The 17532-nt window shown below is 61.6% G+C and carries 13 protein-coding genes; 11 read left to right on the top strand and 2 right to left on the bottom strand.

The genetic code is table 11. The annotated features are described in order from the left end of the window. Positions 1 to 4 precede the first annotated feature (4 nt). Complete coding sequence (locus FHT85_RS10160) at positions 5 to 664, bottom strand: glutathione S-transferase family protein (protein ID WP_112412388.1); 660 nt, start codon at positions 662 to 664, stop codon at positions 5 to 7. Positions 665 to 937: 273 nt separating this feature from the next. On the opposite strand from FHT85_RS10160, the gene FHT85_RS10165 reads away from it, so the two are divergent. From FHT85_RS10165 to FHT85_RS10195, 7 genes are all read left to right on the top strand, one after another. Next, entirely contained in the window at positions 938 to 4447 is a 3510-nt protein-coding gene (locus tag FHT85_RS10165; protein WP_312861337.1) for an indolepyruvate ferredoxin oxidoreductase family protein, read from the top strand. Positions 4448 to 4533: 86 nt separating this feature from the next. Beyond that, positions 4534 to 5697 carry an isovaleryl-CoA dehydrogenase gene (locus tag FHT85_RS10170; protein WP_112398244.1) on the top strand — a complete coding sequence of 388 codons (1164 nt, stop codon included), beginning with the start codon at positions 4534 to 4536 and terminating at the stop codon, positions 5695 to 5697. Between the two features lie 35 nt (positions 5698 to 5732). Next, positions 5733 to 7340 (top strand): carboxyl transferase domain-containing protein, encoded by a 1608-nt coding sequence (locus FHT85_RS10175; protein ID WP_112412386.1) that lies wholly within the window; start codon positions 5733 to 5735, stop codon positions 7338 to 7340. Positions 7341 to 7350: 10 nt separating this feature from the next. Next, on the top strand, positions 7351 to 7734 hold the full coding sequence (locus tag FHT85_RS10180) for a RidA family protein (RefSeq protein ID WP_112335569.1): 384 nt from the start codon (positions 7351 to 7353) through the stop codon (positions 7732 to 7734). A 9-nt stretch (positions 7735 to 7743) separates the two neighbouring features. After that, complete coding sequence (locus FHT85_RS10185; RefSeq protein ID WP_112412385.1) at positions 7744 to 9732, top strand: acetyl/propionyl/methylcrotonyl-CoA carboxylase subunit alpha; 1989 nt, start codon at positions 7744 to 7746, stop codon at positions 9730 to 9732. Continuing rightward, on the top strand, positions 9729 to 10598 hold the full coding sequence (locus FHT85_RS10190; protein ID WP_112412384.1) for a hydroxymethylglutaryl-CoA lyase: 870 nt from the start codon (positions 9729 to 9731) through the stop codon (positions 10596 to 10598). The genes FHT85_RS10185 and FHT85_RS10190 overlap by 4 nt, the downstream gene beginning before the upstream one ends. After that, complete coding sequence (locus FHT85_RS10195) at positions 10595 to 11383, top strand: crotonase/enoyl-CoA hydratase family protein (RefSeq protein WP_112412383.1); 789 nt, start codon at positions 10595 to 10597, stop codon at positions 11381 to 11383. Before FHT85_RS10190 ends, FHT85_RS10195 begins: the two co-directional genes overlap by 4 nt. Here the strand turns inward: FHT85_RS10195 and FHT85_RS10200 are convergent. Continuing rightward, entirely contained in the window at positions 11380 to 12750 is a 1371-nt protein-coding gene (locus tag FHT85_RS10200; protein ID WP_112412382.1) for a TIGR03808 family TAT-translocated repetitive protein, read from the bottom strand. The two genes, FHT85_RS10195 and FHT85_RS10200, sit on opposite strands and share 4 nt — an antisense overlap. Positions 12751 to 12957: 207 nt before the next feature. Between FHT85_RS10200 and FHT85_RS10205 the strand changes: the two genes are divergently transcribed. The 4 genes from FHT85_RS10205 to FHT85_RS10220 all read left to right on the top strand — a co-directional run bounded on the left by FHT85_RS10205 (position 12958) and on the right by FHT85_RS10220 (position 17478). After that, positions 12958 to 13728, top strand: coding sequence for a carbon-nitrogen hydrolase family protein (locus FHT85_RS10205; protein WP_112412381.1), 771 nt, complete (start codon positions 12958 to 12960; stop codon positions 13726 to 13728). Between the two features lie 29 nt (positions 13729 to 13757). Next, on the top strand, positions 13758 to 14768 hold the full coding sequence (locus FHT85_RS10210; protein ID WP_112412380.1) for a ligase-associated DNA damage response exonuclease: 1011 nt from the start codon (positions 13758 to 13760) through the stop codon (positions 14766 to 14768). Continuing rightward, entirely contained in the window at positions 14768 to 16405 is a 1638-nt protein-coding gene (locus FHT85_RS10215; protein WP_112412379.1) for a cisplatin damage response ATP-dependent DNA ligase, read from the top strand. Before FHT85_RS10210 ends, FHT85_RS10215 begins: the two co-directional genes overlap by 1 nt. A gap of 89 nt (positions 16406 to 16494) precedes the next feature. Continuing rightward, positions 16495 to 17478 (top strand): alpha/beta hydrolase family protein, encoded by a 984-nt coding sequence (locus FHT85_RS10220; protein WP_112412378.1) that lies wholly within the window; start codon positions 16495 to 16497, stop codon positions 17476 to 17478. Positions 17479 to 17532 lie beyond the last annotated feature (54 nt).

Consider the following 17532-nt stretch of genomic DNA (forward strand, 5'->3'; position numbering starts at 1 on the left):
TCTATCAGACCGGCTCGTGACCGCGGGTCGCCTGCATGGCCTTATAGGCATCGCGTGCCTGGCAGCGGTCGATCCAGGCCTTCATCTTCGGACGCGCATCGAACAATTCCTGTTCTGTCTGGGCATAGCGCATCACTTCCGCGAGGTTCAAGTCAGCGGCCGTGAAGCGATGGCCGACGAGATAATCCTGACTTTGCAGATGCTTTTCCAGCACATCGAGCGGCTTCTTCAGCGAGCGGCAGGCAACGGCGATCCCGGCCTTGCCGGCCTCGCTGTTTTCCTGGGCATTGTCATAGATGCGAACGAGCGCAACACTGTAGGGCTCGACTTCGGTTGCCGCCCACATGGTCCACATCGACATCTGCCCTTCTTCCTCCACCGTCTTGCCGGCCAGAGGACCGCCATACTTGCGCGCGAGGTAAAGATTGATGGCGAGCGATTCATGCAGGACGAGGTCGCCGTCCTTGATGCAGGGGATCATGCCCATCGGATTGACTGTCAGAAACTCTGGCGACATCGTGTTGATTGGCGCATCGGCAGCCAGCGGATTGGCAAGCCGGCTGGCCTGGATGACGGGCACGGATTTGAACTCGACGCCGAGCTCCCCAGCCATCCAATAGTTGCGCGAAGCGCGCGAGCGATAGACACCGTAGATCGTCAGCATATATGTCTCCTAGATTCGAGTGAGCGCGACCTTAGGGAGTGAGTCGCATGCATAAAACCCCTTGTGGCTGATATCTCCGATGAAAGCTCGTGATGGATGCTCGTATGCGACGGGTCTAAGCACGAAAATATCTGTCAGCAGCCCAAATTCTTTACAAATCATGCGGCCGACGCCCAGCCTTCGTTCGGAAATTAGCGCGGGTGCATGTTAGAATTCCGCCATGATTTTCGTTGGAAGCGGTAGGAGGTTTCCGGCGAGAAGAAAGCGCAATTGGTGACTGCGATCTCGGGAGGAGAGCAGATGCTTGCGACCAGTGTATCGCTAGACGACAAATATACCGCAGAGGAAGGCCGCGTCTTCATGACCGGCTTGCAGACGCTGGTGCGGCTGCCCATGACGCAGATGCGCCGCGACCGCGCTGCCGGCCTCAATACGGCGGCCTTCATTTCAGGTTATCGCGGCTCGCCGCTCGGCGGCTACGACCAGCAGCTCTTGAAAGCCAAGACTTACCTAGACGCATATGACGTCACCTTCCAGCCCGGGATCAACGAGGATCTTGCTGCGACGGCCGTATGGGGCTCGCAGCAGGTCGGCCTTTCCCCCGGCGCCCGTAAGGATGGCGTACTTGGCATCTGGTATGGCAAGGGCCCTGGTGTCGATCGCTCCGGCGACGTGCTGAAGCACGCAAACGCTGCGGGCACCTCCAAATATGGCGGCGTCCTCTGTATTGCTGGCGACGATCATTCTGCCAAATCCTCCACCATGCCGCACCAGACCGACCATGATTTCATGTCTGCAGTCATCCCAGTCATCTATCCCTCGTCCATCCACGAATTCCTCGAATACGGCCTCCTCGGCATCGCCATGTCGCGCTATTCCGGCTGCTGGGTCGGCATGAAGTTCATCGCCGACACAATCGAGACGACGGCGGCTGTCGATCTGGCAGGCGAGAGGCGGCAATTCGTGCTGCCGACCGATTTCGAAATGCCGCCCGGTGGGTTGAATTTGCGCTGGCCCGATCCGCCGCTGATACAGGACGATCGTCTGCAGACCTACAAGGCCTATGCGGCCATCGCCTTTGCCCGTGCCAATCGCGTCGACGAAATCACCCACGATGTGCCGAACGCTCGTCTGGGTATCATCTCGTCCGGCAAGGCCTATGAGGATGTGCTGCAGGCACTGCGCGAGCTGGAGATCGGCCCACAGGAAATGGCAGCGATCGGCCTGCGTATCTTGAAAGTGCGCATGCCCTGGCCGCTGGAGCCCGAGGCTGTCAGGCATTTCTCCGAAGGGCTGGACGAGGTTCTCGTCGTCGAGGAGCGACGCGAGATCATCGAGAACCAGATCAAGCAGCAGCTCTTCAACTGGCGGGCCGATGTCCGTCCGCGAATCGTCGGCAAGTTCGACGAACACGACAAGCCCTATCTCAGCCTCTCGGCGGCATTGACTGTCGGCGCCGTCGCCAGAGCAATTGCGGGGCGTATCGTCAAGCTCGATCTCGATCAGGGCCTGCATGACCGCATCGCCGCCAAGCTCGCCTATCTCGCCGAGCGCGGCCAGATCAGCCGCAGCCATGTGGCGCCGCTAAACCGCACACCCTTCTTCTGCTCCGGCTGTCCGCACAATACGTCCACCCGCGTTCCTGAAGGCAGCCGCGCCATTGCCGGCATCGGGTGCCACTATATGGTCACCTGGATGGACCGCAACACCGAGACTTTCACCCAGATGGGCGGCGAAGGCGTGCCATGGACGGCGATCGCCCGGTATACCGACGAAAAGCATATGTTCGTCAATCTCGGTGACGGCACCTATTTCCACTCCGGCATTCTCGCCATCCGCCAGTCCGTCGCCTCCAAGGTCAACGTCACCTACAAGCTGCTCTACAACGATGCCGTCGCCATGACCGGCGGCCAGCCGATCGACGGTTACCTGACGCCGCAGCTGGTGACGAAGCAGCTGCATGACGAAGGCGTCAAGCCGATCTACCTGCTGTCTGATAATCCCAATGCCTATCGTGCTTCCGAGCTTGCGCCAGGCGTCAAGGTGCTGCATCGCGACCATATCGATCAGGTGATGCTGACGCTGCGCGAGACCGAAGGCTGTTCGGCGATCGTCTACGTTCAGACCTGCGCCGCGGAGAAGCGCCGTCGCCGCAGCCGCGGGCTGATGGAAGACCCGGCCAAGCGCGTCTTCATCAATCCGGCCGTCTGCGAGGGCTGCGGTGATTGCTCGGTGCAATCCAACTGCATCTCGGTCGAACCGCTGGAAACGGAATTCGGCCGCAAGCGCCAGATCAATCAGTCGAGCTGCAACAAGGATTTCTCCTGCGTCAAAGGCTTCTGCCCGTCCTTCGTGACCGTTCATGGCGGCAAGCGCCGCAAGCGAAAGGCGCTTGATCATGCCGATGTCGATGTCCCAATGCCCGAAATCCCCGTCATCGGCGATCGTCCGTGGAATATCGCGATTGCCGGCGTCGGCGGCACGGGCATCCTGACCATCGGCGCGATCCTCGGCATGGCCGCGCATCTCGACGGCAAGGTGCCGATGATCCTCGACATGGCTGGCCTTGCCCAGAAGGGCGGCGCCGTCATGAGCCACCTGCGCATCGGCCACAATCAGGCCGATGTCACCTCCTCGCGTATCGTCAATGGCGGCGCGGATCTCCTGTTATCAGCGGACGAGGTGGTGGGTGCCTCCAAGGATGCGATCACGCTCTGCTCGCCGACGCGCACCACGGCCATCGTCAACACCGGGCTGATGCCGGTCGCCGATTTCGTTCGCAACCGCGATTTCGATTTCAAGACCGGTTCGATCCAGCACGCGATCGCAAAGACCGTCAGCGACAAGTCCATTTTCCTCGACTTCGGCCACGTCGCGACGGAGGTGACCGGCGATGCCATGTCGACCAATATCCTGCTGACCGGCTTTGCCTGGCAGCGCGGCCTTTTGCCTCTCTCTTTGGAAGCGATCGAAAGGGCGATTGAGCTCAACGGTGTCGCCGTCAAGGCGAGCCTTTCCGCCTTCCAGTGGGGACGGCTTCTGGCGCACGACCCGCAGGCCGTACATGCCATGATGGCTGAACCCCGGACGGGTAAGACGCTGACGGAGATGAGCCTCGATGAACTCATCAAACACCGCAAGGCGCATCTGACCGCCTATCAGAATGCGGCGCTTGCCGAACGCTATGCTGCCTTCGTGGCCCACGCCAATGCTCTGGCTGCAAGAGAGCGGCTTTCGGATAAGGTGCCTTTTGCCGTTGCCGTCACCTATGCACGCGTTCTCGCCTACAAGGATGAATACGAAGTCGCGCGTCTTCTGACCGATCCGGCCTTCGAAACGCATCTGCGCGAGGAGATGGAAGGGGATTTCAAGCTGGCCCTCAATCTCGCGCCGCCCGTGCTTGGCGGTAAGGATCCGAACGGCCGGCCGAAGAAGCGCGAGTTCGGCGCGTGGATTCTGCCATTGCTCCGCGTCCTTACGCCGATGAAGCGCCTGCGCGGCACGCCCTTCGACCCCTTCGGCTATATGGCGGAACGCCGGCTGGAGCGTCGCCTGATCGCTGATTATGAAGGGGTTGCCGAGCGGGTACTTGCCGGGCTGCGCCATGACAACGAGGCCGAGGCCCTTGCCATCCTCTCGCTGTTTGATGAGATAAGAGGCTTCGGACCGGTCAAGGAGGAGGCAGCCCGCAAGATCATGGTGAGAATTGCTGACAAGCTGAAGGCCTATGAGGCGCCTGTGAATACGCAGGGCAAGCAGCCCATGCCTGCCGACGCCGCATGATGGCGATGGCCGAAACTTGAAGCGGGCATAAAGAGGTATAGGTTCGTAAGGATCGCGCGTTCGGGAATATCGGGAGGAGAAGCCGGATGTTTGCAGGGGGATTGAACTTCGCGCTGGGAGAAGACATCGACGCATTGCGCGAGCAGGTGCGCCGTTTTGCCAATAACCGCATCGCGCCGTTTGCCGATGAGATCGACCGCAACAACAGTTTCCCAATGCATCTCTGGAAGGAGATGGGCGACCTCGGCTTGCTGGGGATCACCGTCGATGAAGCCTATGGCGGGGCTGGCCTCGGCTATCTCGCCCATACGGTGGCGATGGAGGAAATCAGCCGCGCTTCCGCCTCCGTTGGCCTGAGCTACGGTGCCCATTCCAATCTCTGCGTCAACCAAATCTACCGCAACGGCACGACCGCGCAGAAGGAGCGCTATCTGCCGAAGCTGATTTCGGGCGAGCATGTGGGGGCTCTCGCTATGTCGGAACCGAGCGCGGGCTCCGATGTCGTCTCCATGAAGCTGCAAGCGGAGAAACGCGGTCATCGCTATGTGCTGAACGGCAGCAAGATGTGGATCACCAACGGTCCGGATGCCGACGTTCTCGTCGTCTACGCCAAGACCTCGCCGGATGCCGGCCCGCGGGGGATCACCGCCTTCCTGGTCGAGAAAGGCTTCCCCGGCTTCTCCGTCGGCCAGAAGCTCGACAAGCTCGGCATGCGCGGCTCGAACACCTCGGAGCTGATCTTCCTCGATTGTGAAGTGCCGGAGGAGAATGTTCTGGGGCAGGTCGACGGCGGCGTGCGTGTGCTGATGTCCGGCCTCGATTACGAGCGCGTCGTCCTCTCCGGCGGCCCCGTCGGCATCATGGCGGCCTGCATGGATGTGGTGCTGCCCTACATGCATGAGCGCAAGCAGTTCGGCCAGTCGATCGGCGAGTTCCAGCTCATGCAGGGCAAGCTTGCCGACATGTATGTCACCATGAATGCCGCCCGTGCCTATGTCTATGCGGTGGCGGCCGCCTGCGATCGCGGCGAGACGACGCGCAAGGATGCAGCCGGCTGCATCCTCTATTCCGCCGAGAAGGCGACAGCACTGGCGCTCGAATGCATCCAGGCCCTCGGCGGCAATGGCTATACCAATGACTATCCCGCCGGACGGCTGCTGCGCGACGCCAAGCTCTACGAGATCGGTGCCGGCACGTCCGAAATCCGGCGCATGCTGATCGGTCGCGAGTTGTTCGGCGAAACGGCCTGACTGCGAAATTCCATTCCCATCAACCGGTGAAGCGCATGACCGTCCTGAAATCAGAGATATCGACGCATTCGGATCGCTTCCGGGAAAATCGCGCCGCCATGTTGGAGGCGATCGGCATTGCCGAGGCTGCGGCGTCGCAGGCGGCAGAAGGCGGCGGCGTGCAGGCACGTGAGCGCCATCTCAGCCGCGGCAAGATGCTGCCGCGCGATCGCGTTGCCGGCTTGATCGATCCCGCCACGCCGTTTCTGGAAATCGGCATAACTGCCGCGCACGGTCTCTATAGCGGCGACGCGCCGGGCGCCGGTCTCATCGCCGGTATCGGCCGCGTTTCCGGCCGCGATTGCATGATCGTCTGCAATGACGCCACGGTCAAAGGCGGCACTTACTATCCGATCACGGTGAAGAAGCATCTCCGCGCGCAGGAGATCGCCGCCGAAAATAATCTCCCTTGCATCTATCTCGTCGATTCAGGCGGCGCCAACCTGCCGAACCAGGACGAGGTGTTTCCGGACCGCGATCACTTCGGCCGCATCTTCTACAATCAGGCCAATATGTCGGCCGCCGGCATCCCGCAGATCGCCGTCGTCATGGGCTCCTGCACGGCAGGCGGCGCCTATGTGCCGGCCATGTCGGATGAAACCATCATCGTCGAGAAGCAGGGGACGATCTTTCTCGCCGGTCCGCCGCTCGTCAAGGCGGCGACGGGGGAGGTGGTCTCAGCCGAGGATCTCGGCGGCGGCGATGTTCACACGCGCCTCTCCGGTGTTGCCGATCATCTGGCACGCGACGATGCTCATGCACTTGCGCTCACCCGCCAGGCGGTCTCCAATCTCAATCGCCACAAGCCCGAGAGCGTCGAGCTTCGTACGCCCGAGGCACCGCTCTACGATCCTGAAGAAATTCTCGGCATCGTCCCCTCGGATCTGCGCACGCCCTATGACGTGCGCGAGGTTATCGCCCGCATGGTGGACGGTTCCCGTCTCGATGAATTCAAGGCGCGCTACGGCACGACGCTGGTCTGCGGCTTTGCCCATATCCATGGTATCCCTGTCGGGATCATCGCCAACAATGGCGTCCTCTTCTCGGAGTCGGCGCTGAAGGGCGCGCATTTCGTCGAGCTCTGCTCGCAACGCAAGATCCCGCTGGTCTTCCTGCAGAACATCACCGGCTTCATGGTCGGCCGCAAATACGAGACGGAGGGCATCGCCAAGAACGGCGCCAAGCTGGTGACGGCTGTCGCCACGACCAAGGTCCCGAAGATCACCATGCTGATCGGCGGCTCCTTCGGTGCGGGCAACTACGGCATGGCAGGTCGCGCCTACTCGCCGCGTTTCCTCTGGACCTGGCCCAACAGCCGCATATCGGTCATGGGCGGGGAGCAGGCGGCGGGTGTGCTTGCCACCGTGCGCGGCGAGGCGCTGGCGCGTGCCGGCAAGCCCTGGGCGCCGGAAGAAGAGGCCGCCTTCAAGGCGCCGACGCTAAAGATGTTCGAAACCCAGAGCCACCCGCTCTACGCCTCGGCCCGCCTTTGGGACGATGGCATCATCGATCCGCGTAAGAGCCGCGACGTGCTGGCTCTGTCGCTTTCAGCAGCACTCAACGCACCGATCGAAGACACACGCTTCGGTCTGTTCAGGATGTGAGGAGACGGAGATGAAACGCGATGCCATCAATGCCAAGAATGCGCCGCAGCCCCGCGGCGGCTATGCCCAAGCTGTAAAGCTGGAGAATTTCGAGCGACTACTTTTTATCAGCGGACAGATACCGACCGATGTCGATGATGCCTTGCCGGAGGGATTTAAGGCGCAGGCCCGTCAGGTCTGGCACAACATCGACGCCCAGCTGAAGGCGGCCGGCATGACGAAGGACGATATCGTCAAGGTCACCACCTTTCTCGCCGATCGACATCATACGATTGAGAACCGCGAGATTCGCAGCGAATATCTCGGCTCGCTCGCGCCGGCCATGACTGTGGTGATCGCCGGTATTTTCGATACGGCCTGGCTGCTCGAAGTCGAAGTCATTGCCGCGCAATAGGGTCTGCCGATGTTTTCGAAGATACTGATCGCCAATCGCGGCGAAATCGCCTGCCGCGTCATCCGCACGGCGAGGCACCTCGGCATCCGCACGGTCGCCGTCTATTCCGACGCCGATCGGGATGCGCTGCACGTGGCGCTAGCAGACGAGGCTGTCCATATCGGCCCCGCGGCGGCGATCGAAAGTTATCTTTCGAAAGAGAAGATCATTGCGGCGGCTCAACGCACTCAAGCGGAGGCCATTCATCCAGGCTACGGCTTTCTTTCGGAAAATGCCGATTTCGCCGAGGCGGTCGAGGGTGCCGGTCTCGTCTTCATCGGCCCATCGCCGAGCTCGATCCGGGCCATGGGCCTCAAGGATGCGGCCAAAGCGCTGATGGAGCGGGCGGGCGTGCCTGTCGTGCCCGGCTATCACGGCGATGGGCAGGAGGCCGGCTTCCTTGCCGATCAGGCGGCCGCAATCGGCTTTCCCGTTCTCATCAAGGCGCGGGCAGGCGGCGGCGGCAAGGGCATGCGCCGCGTCGACCGTCCGGAGGATTTCGAGGCTTCGCTGGAGGCGGCGAAGCGCGAGGCGAAATCCGCTTTCGGCGACGATGCGGTGCTCATCGAAAAATATCTCGTTAGACCGCGCCACATCGAGATCCAGGTCTTCGGCGACAGTCATGGCAATGCCGTGCATCTTTTCGAGCGCGATTGCTCGCTGCAGCGCCGGCACCAGAAGGTGATCGAGGAGGCACCGGCCCCCGGTATGACAGAGGAGATGCGCGCCGCCATGGGTGAAGCGGCTGTTCGCGCCGCCCGCGCCATCGATTATCGCGGCGCCGGCACGGTTGAATTCATCGTCGATGTCTCCGACGGGCTGTCGCCGGATCGTTTCTTCTTCATGGAAATGAACACACGCCTGCAGGTCGAGCATCCCGTCACCGAGACGATCGCCTGCGTCGATCTGGTGGAATGGCAATTGCGCGTCGCGAGCGGCGAGCCGCTGCCGAAGGCTCAGGATGAGCTCACCATAAACGGCTGGGCCTTCGAAGCGCGTATCTATGCGGAGGATCCGGCGCGCGGCTTCCTGCCGGCAACCGGCACGCTCTCTCGCTTACGCTTTCCCGAAGGCGATGTCCGCATCGATGCGGGCGTGCGCGAGGGCGATACCATCACCCCGCATTACGATCCGCTGATCGCCAAGCTGACGGTGCATGCGCCGGATCGGGCAGCCGCCCTGGCGAAGCTCACGCGAGGCCTGGAGCAGACGCAGGTCGCCGGAACCACGACCAACCTCGATTTCCTCATTCGCCTCAGCCGTCAATCGGATTTCGCCACCGGCCATCCGGACACTGGATTGATCGACCGTGACGTGGAGGCGCTGACTTCGGCGCGGCAGCCCGACGATGCGGCTCTTGCCATTGCCGCCATTGTTGAGGCGGGTGGGTTCGCGCAAGCCGCTGGCAATGACCCGTGGCTGTCGCTCGGCCCTTGGCAGCTCTGGGGCGAGGCGAGCCGGCCCGTCACGGTGCATTTTGCCGGCGGTCATCAGACTTGCCGCGTGACTGCAAGGGGTCGGTCGCTGTTCGGCGTCGCCTTTGATGATCGCACCATTTCCCTCCGCATGCTCGCGGGTGAGGGCCGTTCTCGTCACGTTGAGATCGACGGCCGTCAATCTCAACTGGATGTCTTCGAGATATCGTCAGGTGTGACTTTGTTCCTTGATGGGCAGACGCATCATTTCCATCGCCTCGATCTTCTCGACGGTGGAGAAGAGGCGGCCAGCGGCGGTGACCGCGTCATCGCGCCGATGCCGGGTCTCGTCAAGATCGTCCGCGTGCGCGAAGGCGACTCGGTGACCAAAGGCCAGGCCCTGATCGTCATGGAGGCCATGAAGATGGAGCTGACTCTGACGGCCGCCCGCGACGGCATCGTCGAAAGTCTGCATGTCGGCGAGGGCGATCAGACCAGCGAAAGCGCCGTGCTTCTGTCGCTTCGACCGGAGGATGTGCCATGATCAACAAGCCTTCCAATCATGTCACCATCGTCGAGATGGCGCCGCGCGACGGCCTGCAGAATGAAAAGCAGCTGGTCGATACCGCGCGGAAGATCGAGCTGGTAAACCGGCTTTCCGATTGCGGTTTTGAGCGCATCGAAGTGACGAGCTTCGTCAGTCCGAAATGGGTGCCGCAACTGGCCGATGCCGCCGATGTCATGGCCGGCATAGAGCGGCGTTCCGGCATCCGCTATGCAGCGCTGGCGCCCAACATGCAGGGCTTCGAAGCCGCCCTCGCCGCCGGCGCCGATGAGGTCGCGATCTTTGCGTCCGCTTCCGAAACCTTCTCCATGCGCAACATCAACTGCTCGATCGCCGAGAGCATTGAGCGCTTCCGGCCGGTTGCCGCTGCCAGCCGGGATCGCGGTGTCCCGTTGCGCGGCTATGTCAGCTGCGTCGTCGAATGCCCCTATGAGGGTGCCATACCGCCGCAAAATGTCGTCAGCGTTGCCTGGCAGCTTCGTGCCCTTGGCTGCTATGAAATCAGCCTTGGCGACACGATTGGCAAAGGTGCGCCTGGGGCTGTCGACCGGATGCTTGCCGCAGTGCTGGGCGAACTGCCCGCCATGGTTCTGGCAGGGCATTTTCACGATACGTCGGGGCGCGCACTGGAGAATATCGCCGTCGCTCTGGAGCGCGGCCTGCGCGTCTTCGATGCTTCGACCGGCGGCCTCGGTGGTTGCCCCTTTGCCCCCGGTGCCAAGGGCAATGTCGATACCGTGGCGGTCTGCGACTATCTGGAGACGCAGGGATACGAAACCGGTCTTGATAAAGACAAGCTTGCGGCGGCCGCCGCCTTCGCCCGCAGCCTCGGGAGTGCCGCATGATATCGCAAACGATCCGCATCACCACCGACGAGCGCGGTGTCGCCTATCTGACGCTGATGCGCGCCGAAAAGCACAATGCCCTGTCGGCCGAGATGATCGATGATCTCACGGCTGCAACGAATGAGCTTGCTCACGACAAAGCGGTGCGTGTCGTCGTGGTCACCGGCGAAGGTGCCAGCTTCTGCGCCGGCGGCGATCTCGGCTGGATGCGCACCCAGTTCGACGCCACGCGGGACGGACGCATGGTGGAAGCGCGGCGGCTGGCCATGTTGTTCAAGGCGTTGAACGAGCTCCCCAAGCCGCTGATCGCCCGCGTTCACGGCAATGCCTTCGGCGGCGGCATCGGAATCCTCAGCGTCTGCGACATGGTGATCGCGGCATCGACAGCCCGCTTCGGTCTGACGGAAGTACGCCTCGGCATCATTCCCGCCACCATCAGCCCCTATGTCGTCGCCCGGATCGGCGAGACGAATGCCCGCCCGCTCTTCCTCTCCGGCAAGATCATCGATGCCTGGCAGGCACATGCAACAGGTCTTCTGTCACGAGTCGTGGCGGAGGAGGCGTTGGACGAGGCCGTGGAGGCGGAGGTCCGCCATTTTCTAGCGGCGTCACCGCAGGCTGCCGCTCGTGCCAAGGCCTTGGCGCGCTCTGTCGGCAGGCCGGTTACCGATAGCATGATCGATCACGTCGTCGAGCAACTGGCGGATGCCTGGGAGACCGACGAGGCGAAGGAAGGCATTAATGCCTTCTTCGAAAAACGGCAGCCGAACTGGCGAACGGGTTAAACGAGCTTGTTGTTTTCGATGGTCAATTGTGGGAACTGCGCGCTTCCCTTGGTGAGGTCGTCCGATGCAGGCTTGTCCCAGCGAAAGCCCATGATCGCAGCTTGTTGCATCTCCTGGAAGAGATTGCCCGCAATCACCGCCGAGCCGGCACCATCCGCAACCGAGACGACGCAGCCGATGCCGGCATGTCTGACGATATTGCCTGTCGCGACGATATTGCGGAGATATTGCCCCCAGCCGAGCCGCATGCCCCAGAGCGGCGCATTCTCGATGACGTTGTCGGCAACAAGCGTATCGGCTTCCGCCGATATACCGATGCCAAAGCCGCCATCCTGCGCGTAGGGCGCTGTCAGCGAAAGATTGCGGATGACATTGCCCGTTACCGAGGCGAGCCTTCCGCCCTTGTCGAAATTGGTGACCGAGATGCCGTTCGTTGCGCCATCGACAAGGTTGTTGTTGATCGTGGCGCCGACGAATTCGAATTCGCAGTAGATGGCCGTTTCGCCCGAACGCAGACATTGATTGTTCGAGATCTGCACATTCGAGGCCGAATTGGCGCGGATGGCGGTAAAGGCGCAATCGGTGATCTGATTGCCAGAAACCGTGACGCCATCGGCGCGGAAGACGTTGATGCCATTACCGTTCTGGCCGGTGCCGCCGCCATTGGCGCGAATGCGGGCAATGCGATTGTTGATGACGCTGCTGCTATCCTCGGCCTTGTCCCAACGATGGATCAGAATACCGCCATTGCCGCAATCCTCGACGCGATTGCCTGCTACCGTCAATCCGGTTGACTGGACGGAATAGATGCCGGCTTCTGCCGCGCCGGAGATGCGGTTGCGCTCGATCCGGCCGCCGCAACGTTCGAGCTGCAGAGCATGCTTGCGGCTGCCGGTAACTTCGCAATTGTCGATCAGCACCTCGTCGACGCCGGTAAATTGCAGAAGGCTGCTAGCATAATCGGCAAGCCAGCGATTGCCGCCATCGAGCACGAGGCCGGAAAGCTCGATACGCCTGGCTTTATCCGCATTCATCAGATGGCCGTCGCCGCTATAGATGAGCCGCGAGGCGCCGGGAACGCCGGTAATGCGGGTATTATCCGGCAGCGTCAGGTTAGAGATATTGTATGTGCCCGGCGGCAGGAAGAGCGGCATGTTGGCCCGTGCCGCATTGTCGATCATCGCTTGCAGCTTGCCACTCTTGAAATCGCTCGCGCCCGGCGTCGTCTTCAGCGCAACGGCATCGATCGGTCCGCGTAGCTCGGTACCGGCCATCTTGGCCAGCGGCGCGGCGAAAACGCGCGGCGCAAGCAGGCCGGTCGCTGCCGAGGCGGCGAGGGAAGCGACGAAGGTGCGGCGTTGGATCATTGCGAGCTCCTGGAACGGCTCTTACGAAGCAGAAATCGTGCCAACCCTGCCTGTGCCGTTTTGACACAAAGGTCGCCATTCAAACGCTTTCGATCGGCCAAGAGTCTCGACCTCTTACTATTTCATTTACCAGTCCGGTACAGGCGATAACCCGCACCTAATCCATTTGCGCTAGGGGCGACTCGCCGCGCATGTTACCTCTCCAGCATGCGGATCGCGGCCTTTCAACGTCTGGCACTTTTCGATGCCGTCGAGCAGGCGGCTGAGGTTTTGGCGCGCGATCTCGCCTGGGCGGAAGCTGAAGGCATTGATCTCGCCCTCTTTCCAGAATGCTATCTGCAGGGGCACAGCTACAACGAAGCCGTCGCCAGACGCCGCGCGCTTTCGTTGAACGATCCCGGTTTGAACGCGCTTGTCGCCCGGTTTGCAGGGGGGGAAACGACAGCCGTCGTCGGTTTTTTCGAGCGGAGGGACGATGGGGTCTACAACAGTGCTCTAGTCGTCAAATCTGGTCGGATCACCGGGGTCTATGCCAAGGCACATCCGCTAGAGAAGGGTTGCATGCCCGGAACGGATTTTCCGATCTGGGAGGAGGGGAGTTGGCGCTTCGGCATCAATATCTGCGCCGATCTCCGATATCCCTACACCGCGCGCCGCGTGGCCAAAAAGGGGGCAGGCCTCATCTGCAATCCCGTCAATCTCATGCTTCGGCCCCATAAAGCCGAGATGTGGCACAAGCCGGGGATCTCGGGGCTGCAGATCTGCGCCAGGCATACGGGCTGCTGGGTCATGGCGTCGGATGTCGTGGGCAGCAATGACGACGGCTGGGTGAGCTACGGCAGCACTGCTATCGTCGATCCGAACGGCGTCGTCGTCGCCAAGGCCAAGCCCTATTGCGAGGATGTTCTCGTCTTCGATCTGCCGGATCGGCAACCCGAACGACGATGCGCTCAAAAAGCTGCCGTCATCGCTACCTAATCGTGCAAATCGCGCTATCCTCTTTACTCATGAAACCCGATCAACTGCTTTATCCGGCGCCCGAGGGCTTGTTCTGCCCGATCGGCGGCTTCCATATCGACCCCGTGCAACCGGTCGAGCGGGCTCTTGTTACGCATGGTCATTCCGATCATGCCCGCTCCGGCCACGCCCATGTGCTCGCCACGCGCCAGACGCTCGATATCATGCGCATCCGCTACGGCGATGATTTTGCCGGCTCGGAGCAGGCGGTTGCCTTCGGCGAGGAAGTGACGATCAATGGCGTAAAGGTGCAGTTCTATCCGGCCGGCCATGTGCTCGGCTCGGCGCAGATCGCCGTGGAGAAGGATGGGCTGCGCATCGTGGTCTCGGGGGATTACAAGCGTCGGCCAGACCCGACCTGTGAACCCTATGTGCCGGTCCCGTGTGATGTCTTCATCACCGAGGCGACCTTCGGCCTGCCGGTTTTTCATCATCCCGATCCGATGGCTGAGACGCGCAAGCTCCTGGGTTCGCTTCGCCAGTTTCCGGAACGAACGCATCTGATCGGCGCCTATGCGCTCGGCAAGGCGCAGCGCGTCATCCGCCTGCTGCGCGATGCCGGCTATGATAAGCCGATCTATATTCACGGCGCATTGGAAACACTCTGCGATTATTATGTGAGCCAGGGCATCGCGCTCGGCGAACTCAAGCCGGCCACCATCGAAAGCCGCGATCAGTCGATCTTCCACGGCGCCGTCGTCGTCGGCCCGCCCTCCGCGTTTCAGGATCGCTGGGCGCGGCGCTTTCACGATCCTCTGCCGGCTTTCGCTTCCGGCTGGATGATGGTGCGCCAGCGTGCCAAGCAGCTCGGCGTCGAGCTGCCGCTGGTCATATCGGATCATTGCGACTGGCCCGAACTGACCGAGACGATCTCCGATTTGAAGCCGAGCGAGGTCTGGGTCACCCACGGCCGCGAAGAGGCGCTGGTACGCTGGTGCGAGCTGCACGGCATCGCCGCCAAGCCGCTGCATCTCATCGGCTATGAAGACGAGGGCGATTGATGAAAGCCTTTGCCGACCTTCTTGACCGCCTGGTGCTGACGCCGAGCCGCAACGGCAAGCTGAAGCTGCTGACCGATTATTTTCGCGATACGCCCGATCCCGACCGTGGCTATGGTCTAGCCACCATTGCCGGCACCCTCGAGGTGCGCAACGTCAAGCCCGCCATGCTGCGCGAGCTTGTTCTCGAGCGTATGGACGAGGTGCTGTTCCGCTACTCCTACGATTATGTCGGTGATCTCGCTGAGACGATCTCGCTGGTATGGGACAAGGAGAGTGACATCGAGCGCCCTGCCGGCGAGCAGCCGAAGCTTGGCGAAGTCGTCCGCAACATGAATGCACTTGGCAGGACGGAGGTGCGTAGCTTCGTCCGCGATCTGCTTGATCGGCTGGATACTTCGGGCCGTTTCGCATTCTTAAAGCTCGCGACGGGTGCGATGCGCATCGGCGTCTCGGCTCGGCTTGCCAAGCAGGCGCTGGCTGAGATGAGTGGCAAGGATGTAACGGAAATCGAGACGTTGTGGCATGGCCTGCAACCGCCCTATGAAAGCCTGTTCCACTGGCTTGAGGGCAAGGGCGAGAAGCCGATTTTGGCGACGCCGGCGATCTTCCATTCCGTCATGCTTGCCAACCCTGTCGAACCGGGCGATCTTGAGGGCCTCGACCCCAGTGATTTCGCCGCCGAATGGAAATGGGATGGCATCCGCGTCCAGCTTTCACGCTCGGGCGCCACGAGCAAGCTCTATTCTCGCTCCGGCGACGATATTTCAGGCGCCTTCCCGGATATCGTCGATATGATGAACTTCGAAGGCGTGATGGATGGCGAGCTGCTGGTCGGCGGCACGGTGCGTTCCAACAACCCGACGCGCAGCTTTTCCGATCTGCAGCAGCGCCTCAACCGCAAGACCGTGACTTCGAAAATGCTGGACGAGTTTCCGGCCTTCATCCGCGCCTATGATCTCCTCTTTGACGGTGCGGAGGATGTCCGCGCCCGCGGTTTCCTCGATCGGCGCGAGCGATTGACGGAGATTATCGAAGCAGCACCGCACGACCGTTTCGATCTGTCGCCGCTCGTTGATTTCTCCTCCTGGGAGGAGCTCGACCGGTTGCGCTCCTCGCCGCCCGATCCGGTGATCGAAGGTGTGATGATCAAGCGCAGGGACAGCGCCTATCTCGCGGGCCGCGCCAAAGGGCCATGGTTCAAGTGGAAGCGCGATCCTTATAATGTCGATGCCGTGCTGATGTATGCACAGCGGGGCCATGGCAAGCGCTCCAGCTACTATTCCGATTTCACCTTCGGCGTCTGGGCGATGACGCCCGAGGGCGAGCAGCTGGTTCCGGTCGGCAAGGCCTATTTCGGCTTTACCGATGCCGAGCTGGAAGTGCTCGACAAGTTCGTGCGCAACAACACGGTCGATCGTTTCGGCCCGGTGCGTGCCGTGCGTGCCGATCGCGATTTCGGTTTCGTCCTCGAGGTCGCCTTCGAAGGCATCAATCGTTCCACCCGCCATAAATCCGGCGTTGCCATGCGCTTTCCCCGCATTGCAAGGCTACGGCCCGACAAGCCACCCTACGAGGCCGACAGGCTGGAAACTTTGATCGCGATGATTGACGCCAAGGCTCCGGTTGTCGATGAATAGGCGAGGGCGATTCCTCACCACAAAGTGAGTTGGCCTTGCCTTTCAACCCGTGCAGATTTGTGCTGCGCCGGGACATTTAGACAGAGCTCATGACCATGTCTGACGACAACGCATTTCGTCCCAATCGCCGCGGCGTTCTTGCCGGCATCGCCGTCACGCTTTTTGCGCCCGCAATCGTCAGGGCGGCTGATGACAGCACCACAGGCAGCAAGCCCGCCGAGACAAAGGCGATCGCCCGGAGCGATGAAAAGGCCGAGGATGCCCCGCCGCTGCTTTCGGGTGACTATGCCAAGGAACGCCATCTGTTTCGAACCGATCTCCTGAGCAAGGGGCCGGCCCCCGATATCTACGAGAGGCTCATTACGCCATCGACGGCCGAACGGCTTTTCTATCGCAGCGGCGTTGGCGAGGAACTGGAGCTCGTTGCCTGGGTTTCCCGCTATACGCGCTCGGAGAAGCCGAAGCCGGCCGTATTGTTCCTGCATGGCGGCAACGCCATCGGCCAGGGGCATTGGCAGCTGATGAAGCCTTATGTCGAGGCTGGCTACGTCGTCATGATACCCTCCATGCGTGGAGAAAACGGCCAGAAGGGCAATTTTTCGGGTTTTTACGACGAAGTTGCCGATGTGCTGGCCGCTTCCAACCGGCTGCGGCATCTGCCGGGTGTCGATCCACACCGCATGTTCCTGGCCGGGCACAGCATCGGCGGCACGCTCGCCATGCTGGCAGCAATGTCGACCCATCGCTTCCGGGCGGTCGCGCCCATATCAGGCAATCCGGATGCCTACGCCTTCTTCGGCCGCTATCCGCAGGATATCCGCTTCAACACCGGGAACCCGCGTGAATACCAGATGCGCTCGCCGCTCTGCTATGCGCACAGTTTCAAAAGCCCTGTAAAGCTGTTCCACGGGACCGAAGAGGCGCATTTTGATTCGCGCTTGGCATTGCTTTCGAAGCGAGCGACGGCCGCAGGCGTGAAGATGGACATGGCAACGGTGCCGGGCAGCCATAATTCGGCACTGCCCGGTGAAATCGCTCAGAGTATCGAATTCTTCAAGAGCGTGGCCGTCTAAACCAGCTCCCGTAAGAGCGGCATCGGAGATAATCTAACCTCTCCGCACGTCGCT

The organism is Rhizobium sp. BK312, from assembly GCF_014193605.1.
GTDB lineage: Bacteria > Pseudomonadota > Alphaproteobacteria > Rhizobiales > Rhizobiaceae > Rhizobium.

Excerpts from the sequence above, each read along its gene's own strand:
- FHT85_RS10160 (WP_112412388.1), bottom strand. The coding sequence starts at position 664 with ATGCTGACGATCTACGGTGTCTATCGCTCGCGCGCTTCGCGCAACTAT.
- FHT85_RS10170 (WP_112398244.1), top strand. The coding sequence starts at position 4,534 with ATGTTTGCAGGGGGATTGAACTTCGCGCTGGGAGAAGACATCGACGCA.
- FHT85_RS10175 (WP_112412386.1), top strand. The coding sequence starts at position 5,733 with ATGACCGTCCTGAAATCAGAGATATCGACGCATTCGGATCGCTTCCGG.
- FHT85_RS10180 (WP_112335569.1), top strand. The coding sequence starts at position 7,351 with ATGAAACGCGATGCCATCAATGCCAAGAATGCGCCGCAGCCCCGCGGC.
- FHT85_RS10185 (WP_112412385.1), top strand. The coding sequence starts at position 7,744 with ATGTTTTCGAAGATACTGATCGCCAATCGCGGCGAAATCGCCTGCCGC.
- FHT85_RS10190 (WP_112412384.1), top strand. The coding sequence starts at position 9,729 with ATGATCAACAAGCCTTCCAATCATGTCACCATCGTCGAGATGGCGCCG.
- FHT85_RS10195 (WP_112412383.1), top strand. The coding sequence starts at position 10,595 with ATGATATCGCAAACGATCCGCATCACCACCGACGAGCGCGGTGTCGCC.
- FHT85_RS10200 (WP_112412382.1), bottom strand. The coding sequence starts at position 12,750 with ATGATCCAACGCCGCACCTTCGTCGCTTCCCTCGCCGCCTCGGCAGCG.
- FHT85_RS10205 (WP_112412381.1), top strand. The coding sequence starts at position 12,958 with ATGCGGATCGCGGCCTTTCAACGTCTGGCACTTTTCGATGCCGTCGAG.
- FHT85_RS10210 (WP_112412380.1), top strand. The coding sequence starts at position 13,758 with ATGAAACCCGATCAACTGCTTTATCCGGCGCCCGAGGGCTTGTTCTGC.
- FHT85_RS10215 (WP_112412379.1), top strand. The coding sequence starts at position 14,768 with ATGAAAGCCTTTGCCGACCTTCTTGACCGCCTGGTGCTGACGCCGAGC.
- FHT85_RS10220 (WP_112412378.1), top strand. The coding sequence starts at position 16,495 with ATGACCATGTCTGACGACAACGCATTTCGTCCCAATCGCCGCGGCGTT.